This window comes from Kitasatospora phosalacinea (assembly GCF_000717185.1).
In the GTDB taxonomy this organism is placed as follows: domain Bacteria; phylum Actinomycetota; class Actinomycetes; order Streptomycetales; family Streptomycetaceae; genus Kitasatospora; species Kitasatospora phosalacinea_A.
Genome location: NZ_JNYE01000003.1, coordinates 92676 through 116863 on the forward strand (window position 1 = coordinate 92676; position 24188 = coordinate 116863).

Annotated in this window: 20 protein-coding genes; 9 read left to right on the forward strand and 11 right to left on the reverse strand. The window is 76.2% G+C overall.

Annotation, left to right across the window (positions count from 1 at the left end):
- Positions 1-87: 87 nt before the first annotated feature.
- The gene (locus OO57_RS02380; protein ID WP_033250537.1) at positions 88-774 is read left to right on the forward strand and encodes a copper homeostasis protein CutC; all 687 of its coding nucleotides are present in this window, start codon (positions 88-90) and stop codon (positions 772-774) included.
- A gap of 198 nt (positions 775-972) precedes the next feature.
- On the opposite strand, the gene OO57_RS02385 is transcribed toward OO57_RS02380, so the two are convergent.
- Positions 973-3045 carry a HelD family protein gene (locus OO57_RS02385; protein WP_033250538.1) on the reverse strand — a complete coding sequence of 691 codons (2073 nt, stop codon included), beginning with the start codon at positions 3043-3045 and terminating at the stop codon, positions 973-975.
- Positions 3046-3353: 308 nt separating this feature from the next.
- Here OO57_RS02385 and OO57_RS43485 point away from each other — a divergent pair, with 308 nt between their 5' ends.
- The gene (locus OO57_RS43485) at positions 3354-3518 is read left to right on the forward strand and encodes a hypothetical protein (RefSeq protein WP_158715001.1); all 165 of its coding nucleotides are present in this window, start codon (positions 3354-3356) and stop codon (positions 3516-3518) included.
- 7 nt (positions 3519-3525) lie between these two features.
- Here the strand turns inward: OO57_RS43485 and OO57_RS02390 are convergent, their stop codons facing one another.
- Both OO57_RS02390 and OO57_RS02395 read right to left on the reverse strand, forming a co-directional pair.
- Positions 3526-5157, reverse strand: coding sequence for a DNA repair helicase XPB (locus OO57_RS02390; protein ID WP_033250539.1), 1632 nt, complete (start codon positions 5155-5157; stop codon positions 3526-3528).
- A gap of 72 nt (positions 5158-5229) precedes the next feature.
- Positions 5230-6834: a DUF2079 domain-containing protein gene (locus tag OO57_RS02395; protein WP_081973410.1), complete on the reverse strand. Its 1605-nt coding sequence runs from the start codon at positions 6832-6834 to the stop codon at positions 5230-5232.
- Between the two features lie 171 nt (positions 6835-7005).
- Between OO57_RS02395 and OO57_RS02400 the strand changes: the two genes are divergently transcribed.
- Positions 7006-7287 carry a hypothetical protein gene (locus tag OO57_RS02400; RefSeq protein WP_033250540.1) on the forward strand — a complete coding sequence of 94 codons (282 nt, stop codon included), beginning with the start codon at positions 7006-7008 and terminating at the stop codon, positions 7285-7287.
- Between the two features lie 248 nt (positions 7288-7535).
- Here OO57_RS02400 and OO57_RS02405 read toward each other — a convergent pair whose 3' ends face one another.
- Positions 7536-10034, reverse strand: a complete 2499-nt coding sequence (locus OO57_RS02405) for a helicase-associated domain-containing protein (RefSeq protein WP_051776406.1) — start codon at positions 10032-10034, stop codon at positions 7536-7538.
- Positions 10035-10108: 74 nt separating this feature from the next.
- Entirely contained in the window at positions 10109-10579 is a 471-nt protein-coding gene (locus OO57_RS02410) for a hypothetical protein (protein WP_033250541.1), read from the reverse strand.
- Between the two features lie 105 nt (positions 10580-10684).
- Between OO57_RS02410 and OO57_RS39060 the strand changes: the two genes are divergently transcribed.
- Complete coding sequence (locus OO57_RS39060) at positions 10685-11509, forward strand: hypothetical protein (RefSeq protein WP_158715002.1); 825 nt, start codon at positions 10685-10687, stop codon at positions 11507-11509.
- A 69-nt stretch (positions 11510-11578) separates the two neighbouring features.
- On the opposite strand, the gene OO57_RS02420 is transcribed toward OO57_RS39060, so the two are convergent.
- On the reverse strand, positions 11579-12598 hold the full coding sequence (locus OO57_RS02420; protein WP_033250542.1) for an ABC transporter substrate-binding protein: 1020 nt from the start codon (positions 12596-12598) through the stop codon (positions 11579-11581).
- 161 nt (positions 12599-12759) lie between these two features.
- On the opposite strand from OO57_RS02420, the gene OO57_RS02425 reads away from it, so the two are divergent.
- Positions 12760-13377 carry an HAD family hydrolase gene (locus OO57_RS02425; RefSeq protein WP_033250543.1) on the forward strand — a complete coding sequence of 206 codons (618 nt, stop codon included), beginning with the start codon at positions 12760-12762 and terminating at the stop codon, positions 13375-13377.
- A 26-nt stretch (positions 13378-13403) separates the two neighbouring features.
- On the opposite strand, the gene OO57_RS02430 is transcribed toward OO57_RS02425, so the two are convergent.
- Positions 13404-13655 carry a hypothetical protein gene (locus OO57_RS02430; RefSeq protein ID WP_033250544.1) on the reverse strand — a complete coding sequence of 84 codons (252 nt, stop codon included), beginning with the start codon at positions 13653-13655 and terminating at the stop codon, positions 13404-13406.
- A 183-nt stretch (positions 13656-13838) separates the two neighbouring features.
- On the opposite strand from OO57_RS02430, the gene OO57_RS02435 reads away from it, so the two are divergent.
- Together OO57_RS02435 and OO57_RS02440 are read left to right on the forward strand one after the other, a co-directional pair.
- Positions 13839-14972, forward strand: coding sequence for an alpha/beta hydrolase (locus tag OO57_RS02435; protein ID WP_033250545.1), 1134 nt, complete (start codon positions 13839-13841; stop codon positions 14970-14972).
- A gap of 326 nt (positions 14973-15298) precedes the next feature.
- Positions 15299-15682, forward strand: coding sequence for a cold-shock protein (locus OO57_RS02440; protein WP_033250546.1), 384 nt, complete (start codon positions 15299-15301; stop codon positions 15680-15682).
- Positions 15683-15689: 7 nt separating this feature from the next.
- Here OO57_RS02440 and OO57_RS02445 read toward each other — a convergent pair whose 3' ends face one another.
- From OO57_RS02445 to OO57_RS02460, 4 genes are all read right to left on the reverse strand, one after another.
- Positions 15690-16541: a 1,4-dihydroxy-6-naphthoate synthase gene (locus OO57_RS02445; protein WP_033250547.1), complete on the reverse strand. Its 852-nt coding sequence runs from the start codon at positions 16539-16541 to the stop codon at positions 15690-15692.
- 1 nt (position 16542) lies between these two features.
- Entirely contained in the window at positions 16543-17223 is a 681-nt protein-coding gene (locus OO57_RS02450; protein ID WP_051776410.1) for a futalosine hydrolase, read from the reverse strand.
- Between the two features lie 11 nt (positions 17224-17234).
- Entirely contained in the window at positions 17235-17765 is a 531-nt protein-coding gene (locus OO57_RS02455; protein WP_033250548.1) for a DUF2771 family protein, read from the reverse strand.
- Between the two features lie 139 nt (positions 17766-17904).
- Positions 17905-19245 carry an MFS transporter gene (locus tag OO57_RS02460; RefSeq protein WP_418909866.1) on the reverse strand — a complete coding sequence of 447 codons (1341 nt, stop codon included), beginning with the start codon at positions 19243-19245 and terminating at the stop codon, positions 17905-17907.
- Between the two features lie 526 nt (positions 19246-19771).
- On the opposite strand from OO57_RS02460, the gene OO57_RS02465 reads away from it, so the two are divergent.
- The gene (locus tag OO57_RS02465) at positions 19772-20647 is read left to right on the forward strand and encodes a DUF3027 domain-containing protein (protein WP_033250549.1); all 876 of its coding nucleotides are present in this window, start codon (positions 19772-19774) and stop codon (positions 20645-20647) included.
- A 238-nt stretch (positions 20648-20885) separates the two neighbouring features.
- Positions 20886-24173: a sacsin N-terminal ATP-binding-like domain-containing protein gene (locus tag OO57_RS02470; protein WP_033250550.1), complete on the forward strand. Its 3288-nt coding sequence runs from the start codon at positions 20886-20888 to the stop codon at positions 24171-24173.
- The last annotated feature ends 15 nt before the right edge of the window (positions 24174-24188 follow it).

The following is a 24188-nucleotide window of genomic DNA, read 5'->3' on the forward strand; positions in this document are numbered from 1 at the left end:
GCGAACGGGACGCGAACGGGGGAGGAACCGGGGCCGAACGGCGGCGGGGGCTCGCCCGGGGCCTGCCGATGTGGCAGGCTATCGGATATGTCTAGACCAATGTTCGAAGTCATCGCGCTGACCCCCCAGGACGCCCGGGCCGCCGAGTCGGGCGGCGCCGACCGCCTCGAACTGGTCACCGACATGGCCGCCGACGGACTCACCCCGTCGGTCGCGGACTTCGCCGCGATCCGCGCCGCCGTCGACCTCCCGCTGCGCGTCATGCTCCGCGTCCGCGACGGCTTCACCCCCGGCGACCTCGACGACCTGCTCGCCCGCACCGCCGCACTGCGGGCCGAGGGCGCCGAGGAGTTCGTGCTCGGCTTCCTCACCCCCGACGGCGCGGTCGACCTCACCGCCACCCGGGCCGTCGCCGAAGCGGTCCGCGGCTGCCGCTGGACCTTCCACCGCGCCATCGACCACAGCGCCGACCGCTCCGAGGTCCGCGCCGCCGTCGCCGACCTCCCCGGCCTCGACACCTTCCTCACCTCCGGCGCGGCCGTGGGCGTCGACGCCGGCCACGAGGTCCTGCTCGGCGAACTCGCCAAGTCCGGCGAACCCGGCTACCGCCAGCAGATCCTGATCGGCGGCGGCCTGCGCGCCGAACACGTCCCCGAACTCCGGGCCGCGGGCTTCGACGCCTTCCACGTCGGCGGCGCGGTCCGTGAGGGCGGCTGGACGGGTGCGGTCGACCCGGCGAAGGTCGCCGAGTGGCGGGCCCTGATCGGGAGCTGAACCACCAGCGCGCGGGGGGAGTCGCTGCGTGGGCGGGATGGTGCAAGGCAGGGGCGCGGGGAACTGCGCGGCCGGGCGAGCACGCACAGCCGGATCGCGACGCAGGACAGTGCCTTGCACCGTCTCGCGACCACGCTGACGTGCGACTCCCGCCGCGCGCAGTTCCCCGCGCCCCTGCCTTCGCAGCGCCCCTGGCTGCTACGCCAGTTCGGAGGGCAGGGGCTCCGCGTGGAGGACCGTCAGGCCGGAGACCGCGCGGGTCAGGGAGACGTAGAGGCGGCGCAGGCCGGTGCGGTGGTCGGGTTCGCCGGTGACGATCGCGGTGGGTTCGTCGAGGACCACGTGGTCGTACTCGAGGCCCTTGGCGAGGGAGGCGGGGACGAGGGTGAGGCGGGCCTCGGCGGTGGTCTCGGTGCCGGGGGCGAGGTGGGGGAGCCCGGCGGCGGCGAGGGCCGCGGCGAGGGCGGGGACGCGGGCGTCCGCGGCGATCAGGCCGACGGAGCCCTCGTGCCGGAGGGCTTCCCGGCAGGCGTCGAGGACGGCGCCGTCCAGCCCGTCCGGGACGTGCCGGAGGACGAGCGAGCCGGGCAGGTCGCGGACGGAGGTGGCGGGGGCCAGGCCGGGGGCGATCGCGGGGAGGAGCCGGGAGGCGTAGGCGATGACCTCGCCGGGGACGCGGAAGCCCTGGGTGAGCTCCTCGACGTGGGCGCCGTCCTTGCCGAGGTGGTGCAGGGCCTCCTGCCAGCTGCCGGTGGCCCACGGGGTGGTGCCCTGGGCGAGGTCGCCGAGGACGGTCGCGGAGCCGGTGGTGCAGCGGCGGCCGACGGCCCGGTACTGCATGGGGGAGAGGTCCTGGGCCTCGTCGACGACCACGTGGCCGAGCGAGGGGGTGCGGTGCACCAGGTCGGCGGCCTCGTCGATCAGGACGGCGTCGGCGGCGGACCAGGGCGCGGTGCGGGCGCTGCGCGGGGGCTTGGCCCAGCGCAGGGCGGCCTGCTCCTCGGCGTCCAGGATCCCGTCCGCGGCGGCGGCGAGGAACTCGGCGTCGCCGAGCAGCCGGTGCACCAGCTTGACCGGGTCGACGGCGGGCCAGCACGCCTTGACGGTGGCCTTGACCGCGGCGTTGCGGGCGACCGCGTCCTGCACCCGGTCGTCGGGGGCTTCGCCGCCCTGCTCCATCTTGACCAGGACGGCGTGCGCGATGCGCTGCGGGAGGGCCTCCAGGGCGGCCCCGTAGCGGATCTCGCGGTCCGCCAACTCGCGGACGATCTCCTCCAGTTCGTACGCGGGCACCCGCCAGCGGCGGGAGCCGCGGACGACCACGCAGGGCTCGGTGGGCACGGTGATCCCGGCGCGGACGGCGTTGCGCAGGACGCGGGCCATCCGGGCGTCGCCCTTGATCCGGGCGGTGTCGGCGCCGTCGGTGCCGCGGACCTCGACGTGGCCGACGAGTTCCTGCACGGTGGCCTGGGCGACGTCCAGCTCGCCGAGGGCGGGCAGCACCTGCTCGATGTACTGGAGGAAGGAGCGGTTCGGGCCGACCACCAGGGTGCCGGTGCGGGCCAGGCGCTCGCGGTGCGCGTACAGCAGGTAGGCGACGCGGTGCAGGCCGACGGCGGTCTTCCCGGTGCCGGGGGCGCCCTGGACGCAGATGGTGCCGGTGACGTCGGCGCGGACGATCTCGTCCTGCTCGGGCTGGATGGTGGCGACGATGTCGCGCATCGGGCCGACGCGGGGCTTCTCGATCTCGGCGGCGAGCAGCGCGGAGCCGGTGTCGGCCTCGTCCGGGTCGGAGAGGTTCTCGTCCTCGTAGGCGGTCAGTTCGCCGCCGGTGTAGCCGAAGCGGCGGCGCTTGGCGACGTCCAGCGGCTCGGTGCGGCTGGCCCGGTAGAACGGCTGGGAGACCGGGGCGCGCCAGTCGATGACCATCGGGTCGCCGCCGGCGTCGTGCACGTGGCGGCGGCCGATGTAGAAGCGCTCGCCGCCGCTGCCCTCGGAGGCGGCCTCGCTGATCGCGTGCAGGTAGTCGAGGCGGCCGAAGAACAGCGGGGTGTGGGCGAGGTCGGCGAGGGCCTTGATCCGCTCGTCGACCTGCTTCTGCAGCACCTGGGCGGACACCCAGGTGCCCGCCACGTCGCGCAGGTCGAGGGCCTCGACGTCCTCGCGCATCGCCTTCAGGGCGGCCCGCGAGGCGGCCAGGTGGGAGCGTTCGCGGCCGAGCGGGTCGGTGCTGTCGGCGGCGGGCGCGTCGGTGGGGGTGGGGGAGTGCACGGCGGACCTTCCCGGCCGCCCGGCACAAGGGGGGGGGCGGCGGACTCGTCTGGGCTCACGGCGAAAGGACACCGGCCGGTTCCCGAGCGGCCGGCACTCCCACGGCTGCCGACGGCGCTGGCACCACGGTTCGGGAGGGGCAGACGGACGATCCTAGACCCGGCGCCGTCCGGGTGCGAATCCTTTTCCCCGGGGGATCCCCGGTACCGGAGTAGGGGGGCCGTACACCCGCAGGACGAGGCGCGCCACCGCGGGCTCGGGCCTTTCGGCCGATGCGCCCGCTCCGGTCGTGAACATACCGTGGAGACATGACCACCGAACGAGTGAACCCGCAGGTCGAGGCCGTCCACGGCGCGCACCGCGCCGAGGGGCGCCGCCGCCACCCCGTGGCCAACGCCGTCCGCAACGTCGGCATCGTGCTCGACACCGCCGCGCGCGTCCTGTTCCTCGGGCGCGACGGCGTCAAGCTCTGACCTGCCGCTACAGGTCGTCGGCGTCGACGATCCGGTACGCGTAGCCCTGCTCCGCCAGGAAGCGCTGGCGGTGCGCCGCGAAGTCCTGGTCGACGGTGTCCCGGGCGACCACCGAGTAGAAGTGCGCCGCGTGCCCGTCCGCCTTCGGGCGCAGCACCCGGCCCAGCCGCTGGGCCTCCTCCTGGCGGGAGCCGAAGGTGCCCGAGACCTGGATCGCGACGGTGGCCTCCGGCAGGTCGATCGAGAAGTTCGCGACCTTCGAGACCACCAGCACGCGGATCTCCTTCGACCGGAACGCCTCGAACAGCTTCTCCCGCTGCGCGTTCGTGGTCTCGCCCTTGATCACCGGGGCGTCCAGCGCCTCGCCGAGCTCGTCCAGCTGGTCGATGTACTGGCCGATCACCAGGGTCTGGTCGCCCGCGTGCTTCTCCACCAGCCGCTCCACCACCCGGCGCTTGGTCGCCGTGGTCGAGCAGTACCGGTACTTCTCCTCCGGCTCGGCCGTCGCGTACGCCAGCCGCTCCGAGTCGGTCAGCGTCACCCGCACCTCGCAGCAGTCGGCGGGCGCGATGTAGCCCTGCGCCTCGATCTCCTTCCACGGGGCGTCGAACCGCTTCGGGCCGATCAGCGAGAACACGTCGCCCTCCCGGCCGTCCTCGCGCACCAGCGTCGCGGTCAGGCCGAGCCGGCGGCGGGCCTGCAGGTCCGCGGTGAACTTGAACACCGGCGCGGGCAGCAGGTGCACCTCGTCGTACACCACCAGGCCCCAGTTGCGGGCGTCGAACAGCTCCAGGTGCGCGTACACGCCCTTCCGCTTGGTCGTCATCACCTGGTAGGTGGCGATGGTGACCGGGCGGATCTCCTTGCGGGTGCCGCTGTACTCGCCGATCTCGTCCTCGGTCAGCGAGGTCCGCTTCACCAGCTCGTGCTTCCACTGCCGGGCCGAGACGGTGTTCGTCACCAGGATCAGCGTCGTCGACTTGGCCTCCGCCATCGCCGCCGCGCCCACCAGCGTCTTGCCCGCGCCGCACGGCAGCACGACCACGCCGGAGCCGCCGTGCCAGAAGCCGTCCACCGCGTGCCGCTGGTACGGGCGCAGCTGCCAGCCGTCCTCGTGCAGGTCGATCGGGTGCGCCTCGCCGTCCACGTACCCGGCGTGGTCCTCGGCGGGCCAACCCAGCTTCAGCAGCACCTGCTTGATCTGCCCGCGCTCCGAGGGGTGCACCAGCACCGTGTCCGGGTCGACCCGGGCCCCCACCAGCGGGGCGATCTTCTTCGAGCGCAGCACCTCCTCCAGCACCGGCCGGTCGGTGGTGGTCAGCACCAGGCCGTGCACCGGGTGCTTCTGCAGCTGCAGCCGCCCGTAGCGCGCCATGGTGTCCGCGACGTCCACCAGCAGGGCGTGCGGCACTGGGTAGCGCGAGTACTCCACCAGCGCGTCCACCACCTGCTCCGCGTCGTGCCCCGCGGCCCGCGCGTTCCACAGCCCCAGCGGCGTCACCCGGTACGTGTGCACGTGCTCCGGCGCCCGCTCCAGCTCGGCGAAGGGCGCGATCACCCGGCGGCACTCCGCCGCCCGCGGGTGGTCGACCTCCAACAGCAGCGTCTTGTCGCTCTGCACGATCAGCGGTCCGTCCACGCCTGTGCATCCCCTTTCGCGCGGGCCAAACCTCCAGTGTGCCGCATCGCCGCGGTGCCCGGTGCAGGCCGGTCAGCCCAGGAAGAAGTTGTGGCCGACGTCGGGCGGGATGACCTCCTCGTACGGGGTGGAGCCCGGGCCGGGGAGGTGGGTGCCGGGGACGGGGTCGGTGCCGGTGCGGTGCAGCAGGGTGACGCCGTCCTGGTCGAAGAGCTCCTGGTAGCCGTGGGCGAGCAGCAGGGCGCGGTACTCGGCCTGCTCGGGGTCGCGCTGGAACGGGAAGGCGCGCTGGGTGTAGCGGAGGACGACGTACTCCTGGCCGCGCGGGGTGCCGTCGGCCAGCACCACCTCCGTGCGGTTGGTCAGGCGCGGCGCGATCTGGTTGTCGGCCTCGACGGTGGCGCCGTCCGGGATCAGCGCCGCCGCCCGGACCAGCGCCGCCGTCGTGGCCTTCGGCTGCCACTCGTACGGGACGGCCAGGTGGTACAGGCCGAGCGCGGCGGACGCGGACAGCGACAGGACGGCGGCGGTGGCGCCCAGGCGGCGGGCCTGCGTGCGCCTGCCGCGGGACCACAGCACGCCCAGCGCCTCGATCGCGGCGGTCACCAGGATCGGCCACAGGAAGGCGTCGTAGTGCCGGGCGATCGACCAGTGGTTCGGGTTGTCGGAGAATATCCGCTCGGCCAGCAGCGGCAGCGCGACGAGGGCCGTCCCCGAGCGCAGCGGGAGAGCGGCCGTGGTGAGCACCAGCCAGCCCAGCAGCATCGGCTTCAGCGGGCTGGAGAACGCCGACTCGGCCAGCAGCCACGGATCGCCCAGGACGTGCCGCAGCGCCTCGCCGCCGTCCGCGCCGAGCTGCCCGTAGTTCCAGTAGTAGCCGGGCGCGCCGCCCATCGCCGGGATCAGGTAGGCGATCTCCACCGCGCTGGACAGCGGACCGCCCAGCAGCAGCGCCCACCCCAGCAGCTTCGCCCGCCGGTCCGCGCCGCCGCGCTCGCGCCACAGCAGCACCGCGCCGTACGCGCCCACCGCCAGGCCGATGTCCTCCTTGGTCGCGCACAGCAGCAGTGCCGCGACCGCGGCCCCGCCCCAGCGCCGCGCCCCCGCCCGCTCGAACAGCAGCAGGAACAGCGGGACGGCGAACCCCACCTCGTGGAAACCGCTCCGGGAGGAGATCAGCAGCGGCCAGCCCAGGCCGTACACCAGCGCCGCGACGTCCCGCACCCGGGTGCGGACCCGCTGGTCCGCGTCCGCGAACGCCCGGGTCGCGATCCGGCGCACCAGCGGCACGCCCGCCGCGAACAGCGCGGCCTGGCCGACCAGCAGCATCCGCGGGTCGTCCCACAGCCAGTACAGCGGGGCCGCCAGCGCCAGCACCGGCGAGAAGTGGTCGCCCAGCAGCGAGAACCCGGGCGGGAACTCGTGGTGCACGCTCTTCAGCGTCGACACCGGCAGCCCGAAGTGCGCGTAGCCGCGCACGCCCTGGTCGAAGATGCCCAGGTCGAAGCCGCCCAGCTGGAGCGAGGTCCACTGCTGGACGCCCAGCGCCAGGCAGGCGGCGAAGCACAGCAGGGTCAGCAGCACGGTGCGGGCCCGGCGCGAGGACAGCCGCACCCCGGACGCGCGGACCGCCGCCCCACGGGCGGCGCGGGGCGGCAGAGCGGAGGTAGTGGTCACGGCTTCGGTCCTGTCGGGGGCCGACGAGGCCCGGTCGCACGGGTGGACCCAACCACCCCCGGTCGCTCCGCAGTCTAACCGCCGCCCCCGGGGCGGCTCCGGCGTCCCCGCGAAGCGGAAGCCGGGCCGCCGCACCAGTGACCCGCGCCGCGCTCGCTCGTTGGGCAGGGCATGATCAAGCCCAACCGATTCCTGGCCGGCCTGGCGCTCTCCGGCGCGGCCCTCGCCACCGCCCTCGGGGCGGCGCCCGCCCACGCCGCCGACACCGAGGCCATGGCCCTCGACCAGGTCGCCGACATCGGCCAGCCCGGCGGCCTGATCGGCACCGTCGCCTTCACCGGCACCGGCCTGCTGACGGGCGTCGAGCCGAAGATGCCGGACCCGCACGCGATCGTGGACGAGGCGAAGAAGCAGAAGGCGGAAGAGGACGCGAAGCAGGCCGCCGGCAAGTAGGCGGAGCGCGGACGGACGCGCTGACAGGGGTGCGTCCAGGGGCGCGGGGACGGGGACTACACAGCGGTGCGTGCTTGCTCGGTCGTGCAGTTTCCCGCGCCCCTGTGCAGTTCCCAGCACTCCTGTGCAGTTCCCTGCGCCTTCGCGCAGTTCACCAGTGCCCCTGTGCAGTTCCCAGGGCCTCCGTGCAGTTTCCCGCGCCCCTGTGCAGTTCCCAGGGCCTCCGCGCAGTTCTTCGCGCCCCTGCGCTACTCCTCGACCTCGGCGACGCCGGTGATCCGGTGCAGGGCGAAGGTGCGGACCTCGTCGGAGAGGTGGTCGTAGGCGGTGACGAACCCGCCCTCGACCTTGACGGGGTCGATGACGCGTTGCGAGGAGAGGCCCTCCGCGTTGATGTAGCCGATCCACATGCGCTCGCCGAGCAGGACGGCGGTCTGCAGGGCCGCCAGGGTGTCGGCGGAGGCGGTGCGGGGCACGGCGGCGCTGGTGCGGGAGGCGGGCCCGGCGACCGGGTCCTTGCGGACGGCGGTGGCGGCGCGGTCACCAGCCCGGATGGCGCGGACGGCGGCGGTGAGGAGGGCGTCGTCGGGGCGGGCGGGGCCGTCGGGGACGGGTAGCGGCGGGGTGCGGGGCGGGGTGCGGCGGCTGTCGGGGCGGGTGATGACGACGTCGCCCTCGGCGGACTCCGCGGCGGGCGCGTACCCCATGGTGCGCAGGACGGCGAGCAGGGTCTCCGGCCCGGCCTGGGCGGCGAGGACGGTCGGGGCGAGCAGGCGCAGCCGCAGTTCGGCGGCGCGCCGGTCGGCGAGGACCTCGTCGAGCAGGCGGGGGTCGTCGCAGCGCAGGTAGGAGGAGGCGGCGCCGACCCGGAGGATGCCGTGGCGGCGGGCGACGTCGTCGATCAGGTAGGCGAGCGGCTGCGGGACGGGCGTGCGGGAGTGCTGGGCGAGGAAGGCCTGCAGGTCGGCGGCGGTGCGCCCGGCGTCGAGGGCGCGGCGCACCGACCCGGGGGTGAAGCGGTAGACGGTCGCGCCGCCCTTGGACTCGATGTCGGCGGCGAGGGCGAGGGCCTGGGCGAGCGGGGTGAGCAGCGGGCCGGGGGCGATCGCGGTGAGGTCGGGCTGCAGGATGACGTGGTCGAGCGGTTCGGGCAGCAGCGGCGCGAGGACGGGCACCGGGTCGGCGCCGTCGAGCAGGGCCCGGACGGGGGCGGCGAGGGCGCCGCGGCCGGTGGCGCCGAGCAGTTCGGCCTCGTGCAGCGTCCAGCCGGTGAGCTGCTCGCGCAGGTCGTGGCCGTCGGGGCCGGTCGGCCCGCCGCGCAGCGGGCGGTGCCAGCGCAGGACGGGCAGCAGGGCGTCGGCGGACGCGGCGGTGCCGGGCGGGAGCTCGGCGAGCCGGGTGAGGACGGCGCGGCGCACCGACGGGGCCAGGGTGCGGTCGAGTTCGGGGCCGAGCACGGCGCGCGGGCGGCCCTTGCCGTCGGGGGTGCCGGTGAGGCGGCCGACCCGGGTGGCGGCGAGCCAGCTGCGGGCGAGCAGGGCCCAGCGCTCGGCGGTGTCCTGCTGGAGCCACTGGTCGTACGCGGGGGTGGGGGCCCAGACCTCGTCGACCTCGCCGTCGGGGGCGAGCAGGCCCGCGGTGTGGGCGAGTTCGATCCAGAACGCGGCGTCGCCCTCGCCGCACTCCAGCAGGGCGGCGGTGCGCTTGAGGTCGCGGACGCCCAGGCCCCCGGCCCGCAGGGTGGGCGGCGGGGTGAGGCTCCAGGACTCCAGGAGCTCCTCGACGGTGCGGACGGCGGTGCCGGCCTGCCCGGCGGCGGTGCGGTCGGTGGTGGCCGGGTCGCGCGCGACGACGGGGTCGACGGCGGGCGGGACGGGGTCGACGCCGCGGTGGGCGCGGCCGCCGCGCAGGTGCAGGGCGAGCTCGCGGGGCAGCACCACGGAGGTGGGGCTGGAGGGCAGCAGCAGGCCGCGGGCGAGCAGCCACTCGACGGGGCTGTGCGCCTGCTCGGCGGTGACCTGCCGGGCGGCGTCCGGGACGGTGCCGGTGGGCGGGCCCCAGACCAGGCGCTCCAGCAGCTTGTGGGCGGCGGGCGGCGCCTGGTCGAGCAGGGCGCCGAGGCGCTTGCGGTCGCCGAGCAGGGCGGTGAGCGCGGCGACGGCGGTGACCGGGTCGGGGGTGGGCGGCTGCCCGGTGTCGGCGAGCAGTTGCTGGAGGCGGGCGGGCGACATGCCGGTGGTGGCCTCGGCGAAGGTCGGGCCGAGGCCGGTGCGGCCGGGGTTGAGGGCGCTGGGGGCGAGCGCCTCGCGGACGGCGAGGACCAGGCGCAGCGCGGAGTCCGGGCCCCACAGCAGGGCCTGCTCGCGCAGCCGGTCGAGCGCGGCGGGGAGGGCGGCGGTGACGGCGGCCCGGTCGACGGGCTCGGCGCCCGGGTGCGGCTTGACCCGGGCGGGCCCGGTCAGCAGGTTCCGCACCACGGTGTCGGGGGCGCCCTCGGGGGCGGCGGCGAGCGCCTCGGCGACCTGCAGGGTGAACCGGTCGAGCCGTTCCAGGGCGCGCAGCACGGACGCCCGGCTGGAGAGCCGCGCGGACAGCTGGGTCAGATCGGTCGGCACCGGGTTCAGCAGGTCGGGGCGGGCCCGGAGCAGCGCGGCGACGGCCTCGTCGCCCCGGCCGCGGAGTTCCTCGGCCAGGGTGCGGGGTGCGGTGGCGCGGGTGGCGCGCGGCGCGCTCTGCGGTGCGGTCATCCGGTCCAGACTAGTCAACGCCGCCCGTTCGGGCCCAGAACGGCGGCGGAACTCGGGGAGGACCGGCACCCGCTTCAGTGCCGGGCGTGCCGGACCCAGGCCTCCGGCGGCTCGGCGAGGACGCGCTCCAGCGCCCACCGGACGCCCGCGCCGAGCGCGGTGACGGCCGCCACCGGGTCGTCGAACGTGCGCTCGTCGAGCTCGTGGACGTAGTGCGCCCCGCAGTCGTCCGGCTCCGCGCAGCGGACGCAGACCCGCACGCCCAGCTCCCACGGCGGCCCCGGCAGCGGGGTCCACTCGACGGGATCGCGCGGCGCCCACAGCTCGGCCTCGCACCACGGGCCGGGGCCCTCCGCGTACCCGGACAGCGCGGACGGGCCGAGCGGCACCTCGTCCCAGGTCAACTGCCAGGCGCCGTCGAAGCGTTCGGCGAAGGCGCGGAGGGCTTCGGCGGCTCCGCGCAGCGGCGGCAGGAGGACTGACGGGTCGTCGAGGCCGGGGAACAGCCGGCGCGGGTCGCCCTCGTCCCAGCGGGTCGTCTGCATGCCGGGCAGTGTCCCAGGGCCGGACGGGGCTCGCTTCGGGAGGGCGCGGGTGGGTACCGTCTCGGTGGGCGGCGGGTTCGTGGACGTGAGGCGGGTGGCGGGGCGATGGCGGGCGGCTCGTGGTGGCGCGAGGACGGGGCGGCGGCGGACGGAGCGGACGGCGGGGAGAGCGTGTACCTGCCGCGGCAGGCGGTGGATTCACCGGCCCCTGCCCCGGCCCCGACTCCGGCCCCGGCCCCGGCGGTTGGTGCGGAGCGGCCGCGGCCGCCCGCGATGTCCTCCCCGGCCGAGGTCGAGAAGGCCTTCGCGTACTCGGAGGACCCGGACGGCCCGGAGTTCGGCGCGGGCCAACCGGGGTGGACCGTCACGTACGACGACCTTCCGGAGCCCGAACCCGCGCCCGCGCCCGAACCGGAGCCCGAGCCGGAACCCGAGCCCGGCCCGGAGGCGGCGCCGGAACCCGCGGCGGCCCCCGGGCGCGAGCGGCCGGGGCTGGGGCGGACGGTCCTGGCGGTGCTGTTCGGCACGCCGAAGGCCGCCCCCGAGGCCGCACCGGCCCCCGCCCCCGCGGCAGCGGGCGGCGCCCGCAAGCCCGCGCCGCTCCTGCTGCTCGGGGCGGCCCTGCTGCTGGGCGGGGCGGCGACGGGCACGCTGCTGGCGATGCTGCTCGGCTGGGCGGCGGCGTACCTCTCGCAGGGCTGGACCGACCTGATGAAGAAGTTCGCCGTCCTGGGCATCCCGCTGATCACGGTGACCGGCCTGACGGTGTGGAACTGGGGCCGTGAGAAGGGCCGCTGGGGCACCGCGCTGTCCCCCGGCACCGACGCGGGCGCAGTGACCTGGGCCGCCGCACCGGGCGTGCTGCGGATCGCGGCGGTGCTGTCGGCGCTGTTCGTGCTGGCGGTGACGCTGCGCCGCCGCAAGGGGTGACGGCGGGCCCCTTGACGGCGGCCCCCTGACGGCGGCTCGGCCGCGCGGCAGGGAGCGCCCCGGCGGGGCTCAGTTCGCGCCGAGGAGGTAGAGCAGTTCGGCGATCAGGAAGTGCGCGCCGGTGTAGCCGATGCCCTGGAACCACAGTTGGTCGTCGACCGGGAAGGCGCGGTGGGTGCGGACGGCGTTCAGGGCCTGCCAGGCGGGGGAGGCGAGGGTGGTGTGCAGGCCGTTGCGGTCGGGGCTGCCGTAGCCGGCGTAGAGCAGGAGGTCCCCGTCGGCGGCGGCGAGTTGGTCGGGGGTGGTTCCGGTGTCGAAGCGGTCGGTGTTCTGCGGGGCGGGCCGGGGGAGGCCGAGGTCGGCGAGGACGCTGCCGGGGAAGTTCTGCCGGGCGTACAGCCGGACGGTGGGGGAGCCCTCGACGAAGCGGACCAGGCTGATCCGCTGCCCGGCGGTCCCGGAGGAGGAGAGCGCGTTCCGGGCCTGGTCGAGGTGGCGCCCGTACGCGGCGACCACGGCGGCGGCCTGGCCGTGCCGGTCCAGGGCGGTGGCGTGCAGTTGGAAGTCCTCCTTCCAGGTCGCGCCGGTGGTCCGGGTCGCCACGGTGGGGGCGATCTCCTGGAGGGCCGCGGTGTGTTCGGCGTCGCGGGCCAGGTTGGTGAGGACCAGTTGGGGGCGCAGGGCGGTGAGCGCCGCGGTGTCGGGCGGGGCCCCGATGTCGCCGACCAGGGTGACGGCGGCCAGCCGGGAGGCGGGCCAGTAGGCGGGGAGGGCGGTGTCCAGCGGGGCCTTGGCGGCGCCGACCGGGGTGATGCCGAGGGTCATCGCGGAGTCGAGTCCGGCGGTGTCCAGGGTGATCACCCGCACCGCCCCGCCGGGGACGGTGACCGGCCCCTCCGCGGCGGGGACGGTGACGTCGGGGCGCGGGCTGGGGCTGGGCGTCGCGGGCGTCGCGGCGCCGGTGCCGGTCCCGTCGGCGGCGCCGGGCAGCGGCGGGCCCGCGGGCAGCGCGCGCGGGCCGCACCCGGTCAGCAGGGCGGCACCGAGCCCGGCGAGGGCGGCCCGGCGGGAGAGCGGCGGGGGTGGCACCTGGGGACCTCCGGCGGCAGGGGGCGGACGGCGGCCGCACCGCCCCGGGGCGGCGGCCCGGATCCACCGGAGGGGTGCGGCACGGCACTGGCCAGTATGTCCGCAATGCGGCTTTGCCCCCGGCTTTTCCGGCCGGAAACCCCGCTGGCTAGGCTGGCGGCATGGCTCTCACCGTCGGCTTCGACCTCGACATGACGCTCCTCGACACCCGCCCCGGCATCAAGGCCACCTACGACGTGCTGGCCGCGGAGACCGGCACCGCGATCGACTCCGACCTGGTGGTCAGCCGGCTCGGCCCGCCGCTGGTGCAGGAACTGGCCAACTGGTACCCGCCGGAGCGCCTGGAGGCCGTCACCGACCGCTACCGCGAGCTGTACGTGGAGCACGCCATCGGGCCGACGCTGGAGCTGCCCGGGGCGCTGGCCGCGGTGGCCGCGGTCCGGGCGGCCGGGGGCCGGGTGCTGGTGATCACCGGCAAGTGGGAGCCGAACGCCCGCCGCCACCTGGACGGCTTCGGGCTGCAGGTGGACGCGCTGGTCGGCGACCTGTGGGCGGAGACCAAGGGCGAGGCGCTGCGCGCGCACGGCGCGGACGTCTACGTCGGCGACCACCTGGGCGACATCCGGGGCGCCCGGGCCGCCGACGCCGTCGCGGTCGGCGTGGCCACCGGCCCGTACAGCGCCGCCGAGCTCGCCGCGGCGGGCGCGGACGCGGTGCTGCGCGACCTCACCGAGTTCCCCGCCTGGCTGGCCGGACACCTGGCCGGACGCCCGGCCTGACGCACCCGGGGCCCGACGCGCCCGGCTCAGCCCGCGGCGGCCGCCTCCCGGGCGCGCCGCCGCCGGGTGTTGGCCCGGGCGTCGGCGAACAGCCCGCCCAGCGCGACCAGCAGGCCCAGCGGCATCAGCATCGCCATCCAGTAGGCGAACGAGGGCAGCCTGGCCAGGTCGAAGACGTACGGCACGAAGACGGCGATCACGGACAGCATGCCGATGCCGAACACGATGCCGCCGACGCGGACCAGGACGTCACCGGGGCCGTCGGACCGGTCGCTCACTCTCACCACTCCTTCACGCGGGTCGTTCCCCCTGATTGTCCCACCTGTCCCACCCCGCCCCCTCCGATCGGCGGGGGCGGGGCGACGCGCGCTCCGACCGGACGCTCAGGGTTCCCAGGAATTCCTCAGGCATGCTGATGATCGGAACGGGGACGGCGACGGGCGAGCGGGGCGTGCGGCGGGATGGGACTGACCAGTCACAAGGTGCTGGCGCTGGCGGCGCTGCTGTCGGTGCTGACGGTGGCGGGCACCGCCCGGTACTGGCCCCGGCTGGCCGGGCCGGGCTGGCGGGCGGTGCTGGGGCGGCTGGCGACCATCGCCGCCACCCAGCTCTCGGTGCTCTGCACGCTCGCCCTGCTGGCCAACAACTCCTTCGCGTTCTACAGCAGTTGGGACGACCTGCTGGGCACCGGCGAGGACGGCCCGGTCACCGTCCAGAACCAGCTGCTCGGCCGCGCCCCGGGCGTCCAGCAGCTGTCCACCGAGAACGTCCGGGGCGCCGGGGCGGGCGGCCGCGACCCCGAGCGGTCCGGGCGGCTGGAGCGGGTCCGGCTGCCCGGCGCGGGCACCGGGCTGTCCACCGAGGGCTACGTCTACCTGCCGCCGCAGTACTTCCAGCCCGCCTACCGGGACAGGCGCTTCCCGGCGGTGATCGCGGTCACCGGCTTCCCCGGCGACGCGAAGAACCTGGTCACCAAGCTCAACTACCCGTCCGTGCAGCTGAAGCTGACCGAGCAGGGCCGGGCCCGGCCGACCGTGCTGGTGCTGATGCGGCCCTCCCCGGCGATGCCCCGCGACACCGAGTGCGAGGACGTGCCGGGCGGCCCGCAGGCCGACCGGTACTTCAGCGCCGACGTGCCCGCCGCGCTGCGCGCCTCGTACCGGGTCGCGGCCGGGCCGGGCAGCCTCGGGGTGATCGGCAACTCCACCGGCGGGTACTGCGCGCTGAAGCTGGCGATGCGCCACCCCGACGTGTTCGCCGCCGGGGCGTCGCTCTCCGGCTACTACCGGGCCGCCGAGGACCCGACCACCGGCGACCTGTTCGGCGGCGACCGGCAGCGCCGCGACCGGGCCGACCTGGAGTGGCGCCTCGGCCACCTGCCCGCCCCGGCCACCGCGCTGCTGGTCGGCGGCAGCCGGGAGGGCGACGGCGACTACCACGAGCAGACCGAGCGGTTCCGGGCCGCGGCGAAGGGCACCGCGACCAGGGTCTCCGCGATCACGCTGGACCGCGGCGGCCACAACTTCGCCACCTGGTCCCGGATGCTCCCGGCCGCGCTCGGCTGGCTCTCCGACCACCTCGCCGACCCCGCCTGACCGGCCACGCGTCACAGCGCGCAACTCCCTGCGCGCAAGGAGTTTCGACCCGCGCCACGCCCGGGTATGCAGCCATCGCGCGGGCGGACCTGACGGATGGTCCACGAACGCCCGCCCGTTCACCGATCGGGGGTGTGAGCCAGTGGAGGGCGCAGCAGGCGCGGGGCACGGCCGCGCCCCGGTCCGGAATCCCTTCGCCGTTCCGGTGAACGCTGAGGGATCATTGCTCCACTGAGCGAAACCGGCCGCCCGCCCGGGGCGCCCGTCCGCACATCCACCCGCGGCCCGACGTGGCCGCACGCACCCGATACCGAGGACTGTTCGAGATGCCCACCGGCCAGGTCAAGTGGTTCAACGAGACGAAGGGCTACGGCTTCCTGTCGCGCGACGACGGCGGCGAGGTCTTCGTCCACACCAAGGCGCTGCCCGCGGGCGTCACCACGCTGCGGCCGGGCCAGCGGGTCGAGTTCGGCGTCGCCGCCGGCCACCGCGGCGACCAGGCGATGAGCGTCCAACTGCTGGACGCACTGCCCTCGGTGGCCGCCGCCCAGCGCAAGAGCGCCGACGACATGGCCCCGATCGTCCAGGACTTGATCACCAAGCTGGACAGCGTGCTGCCGGGCCTGCAGCGCGGCCGCTACCCGAGCAAGCCGGAGGGCCAGAAGATCGCCATGGTGCTGCGCGCCATCGCCGACCAGTTCGACGTCTGAGCGGGCCTCAGACGAAGGCCAGCGCGTCCGGGCCGACGGCGGGGACGAGTCCCTGCCCGGCGGCCCGGGCGAGCAGGCCGTGCACCGCCGCGTAGCCCTCCTCGCCGAGGTCTGCGGTGAACTCGTTGACGTACAGCGCGATGTGCTGCTCGGCGACGGCCGGGTCCATCTCCTGCGCGTGCGCCAGCACGTACTCCCGGGACGCCGCCGGGTCCGCCCAGGCCGCCCGCACCGACGCCCGCACGGCGTCGGCCAGTTCGCGCAGCCGCTCGGCGCCCAGCGAGCGCCGGGCCACGATCGCGCCCAGCGGGATCGGCAGCCCGGTGGCCGCCTCCCAGGCCTCGCCCATGTCGGCCAGGCAGTGCAGCCCGTACTGCCGGTACGTGAACCGGGCCTCGTGGATGACCAGCCCGGCGTCCACCTCGCCCGCCCGGACGGCCGGCATGATCTCGTGGAACGGCAGCACCACGATCTCGCCGAACCCGCCCGGCACCGCCTCCTGCGCCCACAGCCGGAACAGCAGGTAGGCCGTCGAGCGCTCGCTCGGCACCGCCACCCGCCGCCCCGCCAGCGCCGCCGCCTCCAGCGGCCCCGCGGTCAGCACCAGCGGCCCGCAGCCCCGGCCCAGCGCCCCGCCGCACGGCAGCAGCGCGTACTCGTCCAGCACCCAGGGCAGCTGCCCGTACGAGATCTTCAGGACGTCCAGCTCGCCGCGCTCGGCCAGCCCGTTGGTGACGTCGATGTCCGCGAACCGCACCTCGGGCGCGTCGGCGCCCGGCACCAGGCCGTGCGCCCAGGCGTGGAACACGAAGGTGTCGTTCGGGCAGGGCGAGTACGCGACGGACAGCGGCTCGGCCATCTCAGACCTCCAGGAGCAGGTGCGGCACCGGCGGCAGCGCCGCGAAGGCCCGCTCCAGGGCCGCCAGCGCCTCGCCGATCCGCCAGGCGGCGCGGTCGCGCGGCCCGACGGCATTGGACACGGCCCGCAGCTCACCGGCCACGAGCCCGAACCGGGCGGCCGCCTCGGCCACCCCGAAACCCTCCATCGCCTCGGCCAGCGCCCGCGGGTGACGCCGCCTCAGCAGCTCGGCGCGCTCCGCCGAGCCCGTCACCGTGGACACCGTCAGCACCTCGCCGACCGCCCCGCCGCAGGCCCCCGCGAGGGTCTTCACCAGCGCGGGCGGCACCGGGTGCCGGACGGTGCCGAAGCCCAGTTCGGTGACGTCCGCGAAGCCGTCCGGCGTCTCGGCGCCCAGGTCGGCCGCCAGCACCGCGTCCGCGACCACCAGCGACCCGACCGGCGCGCCCGGCGCGAAACCGCCCGCGATGCCCGCCGACAGCACCAGCCGGTGCCCGCCGCGGGCCAGCGCCACCGCCGTGCCCGCCGCCGCGGCCGCCGGACCGACGCCCGCGGCCAGCACCTCGGCACCCGAGCCCGGCCCGAGCCCGCGCCGCACCGCCTCGGCCTCCGCCTCCACCGCGACGACGACGAGCAGCCCGGCCGCGCGGCCGGGCTGCTCGTCGGTGCGCTCAGCGGTCATCGACCGGAGGGTCAGCTGGTCTTGTTCTTCAGCTCGAAGAACCAGACCGCGTAGACGTCGTTGGTCTCCGGGTCGCTGACGGCCACCGTCACCGAGGTCTTGTCGCCGGAGGACATCACGGTGTGCCCGGCCACCGTGCCGGAGAAGGTGGTGCCGCGGGCGTTGCCGATGATCGGGGCGGTGCCCTGCGACTGGCTGGAGCCGCCGTCGGTGTACGCGAACCAGCCCTTCTTCGCCAGGTCCTTCGGCACGCCGATGCCGACCTGGTCGCTGGACCGGACGTCCAGCAGCGGCAGCTCGTCCTTCTTGCCCGCCGCCTCGGCCGCGTCGGAGCAGGCACCGAGCGCGGCCCGCGCGATCGGCTTGCCGTCGTTGTAGCAGAAGGGGGCCGCGGTGGTGGACGAGGTGCCGACGACCAGGGTCGCCACGTTCTCACGGGGCTCGCCCGCGTTGTGTGCCCAGTAGATACCGGTACCGAGGGAGGCGGCGCCGACGACGACGACGCCGGCGATACCGGCGATGGCACGGGTGCTGAGGCTCATGCGCAAGAGGCTACTCGCCTTCCGTGATCACACGACGCCGGGGTGCCCGAGTCGTCCGAGGTTACGCCGTGCGCGGACGCGCCGCGGCCGCCGCGGTCCCGCCGCGGCCCCCGCCCGGCCCCGCCGCGGGCCGGGCGGCTCAGGCCATCCGGGCCCGGGCCGCCGCCCGGCGCGGCCCGATCCGCAGCAGCGAGCGGAACGACCACAGCAGCATCACCGTCATCACCGCCGCCGCCACCGTCAGCCCCAGCACCGGGTTCAGCGGCAGCGCGATGCCCACCGCGCCGCCCGCCACCCAGCACAGCTGCAGCACCGTCTCCGACCGGGCGAACGCGGACGTCCGGACCGCCTCCGGCACGTCCCGCTGGATCAGCGCGTCCAGCGCCAGCTTCCCCAGCGAGGCCGCCATCCCGGCGACGCCCGCCACCACCGTCACCGTCACCGCCCCGTACCAGAGCGCCGCCGCGCCCGCCGCCACCGTCGCCAGCGCCAGCACCGACGTCACCAGCACCTCCGACCCGCGGGTGCGCAGCCACGACCCCAGCACCGACCCCAGCGCGTTGCCCAGCCCCGCCGCCGCCGCGACCAGGCCCAGCGCCACCGTCCCCGGCAGGCCGCCCGGAGGGTCCCGGCGGATCAGGAACGCCAGGAACATCACCAGGAACCCGACCAGCCAGCGCAGCGCCGCCACCCCGCGCAGCGCCATCACCACCGAGGGGCCGACCGCCCGCAGCACCCCCTTGGGCCGCACCTCCGGCGACTCGGCGTGCAGCTCCGCCCGCTGCTCGCCCTTCGCCGAGTCCACCTGGTGCGGCAGGTGGAAGGCCATCAGCGTCCCGACCACGAACACCACGAACGCCCCGCGCAGCGGCCACGCCGGCCCGAGCAGGTGCAGCAGACCGCCCACCCCGCCCGCCACCAGCGTGGTCAGCAGACCCGCCAGCGTCACCCGCGAGTTCGCCTTCACCAGCGACAACTGGGCGGGCAGCAGCCGCGGCACCACCACGCTGCGCACCACCCCGTACGCCTTCGAGGCGACCAGCACGCCCAGCGCCTCCGGGTACAGCGCCAGCCCGCCGCCGGTCACCACCCCCGCCATCACCCAGGCCAGCACCGCCCGCGCCAGCATCGACATCGCCATCGCCGAGCGACGGCCGTTCGGCAGCCGGTCCAGCAGCGGGCCGATCACCGGGGCCAGCACCGCGAACGGCGCCATCGTGATCAGCAGGTACAGCGCGACCCGGCCGCGGGCCTCGCCGGTCGGCACCGAGAAGAAGATGGTGGACGCCAGCGCCACCGTGATCAGCATGTCGCCGAACGAGTTCAGCGCGTGCAGCTCGATCAGCTTCGCCAGGCCCGACTCGCCCGCGCCCTCCGCCGACGTCGCCCGCCGGATCCGCCGGCCCGTCCCGTGCACCACCCGGCCGGTGCGCACCCCCGCCGCCGACGCGCGGCGGGCCCAGAACCCGCGGGCCTTCACCGTCGGTGCGGCGCCGGCCCCGCCCTCCGCAGGCTCCTCCGCCGGCTGCCCGTCCTGACGGGGCGTCGGACGCGGCGCACCCGCCTCCGGCTCACCGGGGGCCACGGGTTGCTGCCGCGACACGGCGGACGCTCCCGACAAGCCCTCGGCCTGCCCGGGACGCAGTCCGTGTTGCGGTGGGTTCTCCTCCGCCACACACCCATCCTGCCCGAGAATCGCAGACCTAACGAGTGATTGCCCGGGCCTCGGCGCGCCCGGGCCCGCGGCCCCGGACTGTCCTGCACCACCGACCGACGGGTAGCCTGCACTACGCGCATGCCCGGCCTCCCGCAGGGGGGTGGCCGACCTGGGCGGCGCGGCCCGGCCACGGAGCGGCCCCGGGTCTAGCAGAATGGACCGGCCCCGTGCTCGCGGGGGCCGCCCGGAGACGTGGCAGCGGCAGCCGGCGCGGGCCCGGACGCCGGGCGACACCGGCAAGGCCGCAGGATGACAGAACTGGGAGAGAACCGACGCCGTGAGTGCTGCGATGCGAAGCCGTACCCCTGACCGGCTCTGTGCAGAGGCCGTCGACCTCGCCCGCCAGGCAGTGGTGGACAGCGTCGGAGAGGCCGTCGTCGGCCCCCACGTGAAGGCGGGCGCGGACGCCGAGCGCGTCGTCACCCACACCTTCGAGTGCCTCGACCCGGCCTACCGCGGCTGGCACTGGGCGGTCACCGTCGCCCGCGCCCCGCGCGCCAAGAACGTCACCCTCGACGAGGTCGCCCTGCTCCCCGGCGCGGACGCCGTCCTCGCCCCGCAGTGGGTCCCGTGGAGCGAGCGGCTGCGGCCCGGCGACCTCGGCCCCGGCGACCTGCTCCCCACCGGCGCCGACGACCTGCGCCTGGAGCCCGGCTGGACCGGCGAGGACGAGCCCGCCCCCAACTCGGTGCTGGCCGAGGCCGCCGAGGACGAGGCCCCCGCCGAGGACATCCAGCCCGCGCCCGCCCGCGCCAAGATCAGCGCGATCGCCGAGGAGCTCGGCCTCGTCCGCCCCCGGGTGCTCTCCCGGCACGGCCTGCACCAGGCCGCCGAACGCTGGGAGACCGCGTACGGCCCGCAGACCCCGATGGCACAGTCCGCCCCCGCCTCCTGCAACACCTGCGGCTTCCTCGTCCCGATCGGCGGCTCGCTCGGCCAGGCGTTCGGCGTCTGCGGCAACGAGTTCGGCCCCGCCGACGGCCAGGTCGTCTCCCTCGCCTACGGCTGCGGCGCCCACTCCGAGGCCGCGGTCCTCCCGGCCCCGCCCGTCCCCAGCGAGCTCATCCTCGACGAGACGGTCGTCGAACCCCTCCCGCTCCACCCGGACCGCACCTCCGGCTCCGTCGAACCGGACGCGCCCGCCGAGGAGCTCGGCCACGCGTAGCGTTGCGCGCTGAGCGGAACCAGGGGCGCGGGGAACTGCGCGAGCGAGTACGCACCCGCAGCAGGACCGCGAGGCGGCAGCAAGCCACTGCCCCCGTCGCGACCCCGCTAGCGTGCGACTCCCGCTGCGCGCAGCTCCCCGCGCCCCCGTCGTGCGCATCCCGTTCGGTGCCGTCCCGTCGGGGACGACTGGCAGAATGCCGACTCGTACGCAGACCACGCGAAGGGCGGCTCGGCACGTGGAGTCTCGGATCATCGGCAGTGCGGCGCTCCCCGGGGAACCGGACGTCTTCGACACGGCCAGGCTGCGGCACACCGTGCTCACCGCCTGGGCGGCCGCGCCCGCCCGGTTCCGGGAGGACGCCAACGCCGAGGAGGAGCTCGCGCTCGGCGGCTACCGGGACCGCCTGGTCGTCGAACTCGCCCAGAACGCCGCGGACGCGGCCGCCCGGGCGGGCGTCACCGGGCGGCTGCGGCTGACCCTGCGGGACGGCGTGCTGGCCGCCGCCAACACCGGCGCCCCGCTGGACGCGGCCGCGGTGGAGTCGCTGTCCACGCTGCGGGCGTCCGCGAAGCGGGAGGACGAGCGGGCGGTGGTCGGCCGGTTCGGCGTCGGCTTCGCCGCGGTGCTGGCCGTCAGCGACGAGCCCGCCGTGCTCGGCCACACCGGGGGCGTGCGCTGGTCGCTCACCGACGCCCGCGCGCTGGTCGCCGACATCCCGCAGCTCACCGCGGAGTTGACCCGCCGCGAGGGCCACCTGCCGGTGCTCCGGGTGCCGTTCCCGGCCGAGGGCGGGGCCCCCGAGGGCTACGACACGGTGGTCGTCCTGCCGCTGCGCGACGCCGCCGCCGAGGACCTCACCCGCCGCCTGCTCGCCGAGGTCGACGACGCCCTGCTGCTGACCCTGCCCGGCCTGGCCGAGGTGGTCGTCGACACCGCGGAGGGCGAACGCACCCTGACCCGCACCGCGCACCCGCCGCGCCCCGAGCAGCTGCCCACCGTGACGATCACCGACGGGGAGCGCGCCACCACCTGGCAGACCGTCAGCGCCTCCGGCACCGCCGCCCCCGAACTGCTCGCCGACCGCACCACCGAGGAGCGGGCCCGCCCGCACTGGACGCTCACCTGGGCCGTCCCGGTCGACGAGCGGGGCCGCCCGCAGCGCCCGCGCACCGCCGCCGTGGTGCACGCCCCCACGCCCAGCGACGAGCCGCTCGGCGTGCCCGCGCTGCTGATCGCCTCGTACCCGCTCGACCCGACCCGGCGGCACGTCGCGCCCGGCCCGCTCACCGACTTCCTCACCGAGCGCGCCGCCGAGGCCTACACCGAACTGCTGCGCGCCCGCGGCGCCGACCTGCACTCGCTGGACCTGGTGCCCGCCCCGCTCGGCCAGGGCGCGCTGGACGGCGCGCTGCGCACCGCGGTGCTGCGGCGGCTGCCCGACGTCCCGTTCCTGCCGCACCCGCGCGGCACCGAGGAGGGCACCCCCGCGCTGCGCCCGCGCGACGCCGTGCTGCTGGAGGGCGCCGACCACTCGGTGGTGGAGGCGCTCGCCCCGGTCTTCCCCGGCCTGCTCCCGGCCGGCCTGGAGCGCCGCACCGAACTGCGCACCCTCCAGGTGCGCCGCACCCCGCTCGCCGAGGTGGTCGACCAGCTCGGCGGCCTGGAGCGCGAACCCGCCTGGTGGCGCGGCCTGTACGCGGCCCTGGCCGGGGCCGACCCGGAGGCCCTGGGCGCGCTGCCCGTCCCGCTCGCCGACGGCCGCACCGTCACCGGCCCGCGCCGCGTCCTGCTGCCCTCCGACGCCGCCGACTGGGCCGGCTACGAGGGCTACCCCGCGGCGCTCGCCGAGGCCCTCGACCTGCTCGACCTGCGCCTCGCCCACCCCGACGCGGCGCACCCGCTGCTGGCCAAGCTCGGCGCCGCCACCGCCACCCCCGCGGGCGTCCTGGACACCCCCGAGGTGCGGGCCGCCGTCGCCCGCTCGCTGGAGCTCGGCGAGGACGACTACGAGGCCGCCGTCGACCTCGCCGACGCCGTCCTGGCCCTGGTCAAGGCCGCCGCCCCCGCCCCCGGCGCACACCCCTGGCTGGCCCGCCTGGCCCTCCCCGACGACGAGGGCGAACTCGCCCGCGCGGGTGAACTCCTGCTCCCCGACAGCCCGTTCGCCCGCCTGGTGGACGAGGATGACGCCGCCTTCGTGGACGACGACCTGTACGACCGCTGGGGCCCCGAGGTCCTCGCCGCGGCCGGGGCGCTCACCGCCTTCACCCTGGTGCGCGCCGAGGACGTCGTCCTCGACCCCGACGACCTGGAGCGCCTCGACCCCACCGCCCCCGCCGACCGGGCCGCGGGCGGCCGCCCCACCGGCCTGATCGACGAGGCCCCCGACGGCCTCGCCGAATGGTGCGAGGACGCCCTGGAGGCCCTGCACGCCGACGACGCCGGGGAGTTGGGCGTCCCGCCGGTCGCCGCCGAACTGCTCGCCGTCCGCGACCTCGACCTGGTCGCCGACGACGCCTGGCCCGAGGCCCTCGCCCTGCTCGCCCGGCCCCCGTACCGGGACGCCGTGGTGACGCCGGTGCGCACCCTGCTGCCCGACGGCAGCTACACCGACCTGCCCCCGTACACCGCCTGGTGGCTGCGCGACCACCCCGTCCTGGACGGCCGCGAACCGGCCGGGCTGCGCGCCGCGGGCGCCGACCCGCTGCTGCGCGGCCTCTACGACGAGGCCCGCACCACCCTCGACCCGCAGTTCCTGCACGCCCTCGGCGTGCGCACCACGCTGAACGCGCTGCTCGCCGAACCGCACGGCCCCGAGGAGCTGGTCGACCGGCTCACCGACCCGCTCTCCGAGGTCAGCCACCGCCAACTCCACGGCATCTACAGCCTGTTGGCCGCCCTCCCGGCCGAGCGCGTCGAAGCCCTGGACGTGGTGCGGGCGCTCGCCCCGCTCGACTCCGCCTCCGGCCGCCGCGACGACCGCACCGTCATCGTGGACGCCGGCACCGCGGTCGTCGCCGACGCCCCCGACCTGGTCGAACTCCTCCACGACCACGCCGTGCTCCCGGTCCACCCGCTGCTCGCCCCGGCCCTCGCCGAGCGCCTGCACGTCTCGCTGGCCAGCGAGGTGGCGGGCGGCCGCGTCCTGTCCGAGGGCACCCTGCACCGCACCCCCGCGGTGGTCCGCGAACTCCTCCCCGGCTGCCCGGCCGTCTACGAGGAGCACGAGGAACTCCTGGTCGTCGGCCCCGACGGCGAGGAGGCGCACGTCGCCTGGCGCTGGGACACCGCGGCGACCGCCCCCGAACTCCCCTACGCCCCGGAGGACGCCGAAGCGGCCGACGAGGACGACGAGTTCGACGTCCCGCCCGTCCCCGGCCTGCTGCACGCCGCCACCCCCGAGGGCCTGGCCGCGGGCCTCGCCTGGTCCGTCCACCAGTGGCACCGCCGCTTCGAGGTCCTCGCCGCCCTCACCGAACCGGACCGGGCGTACGAGCTGCTGGCGGCGCGCGACTACGAGTAGGGCCCCTGTCGGGGC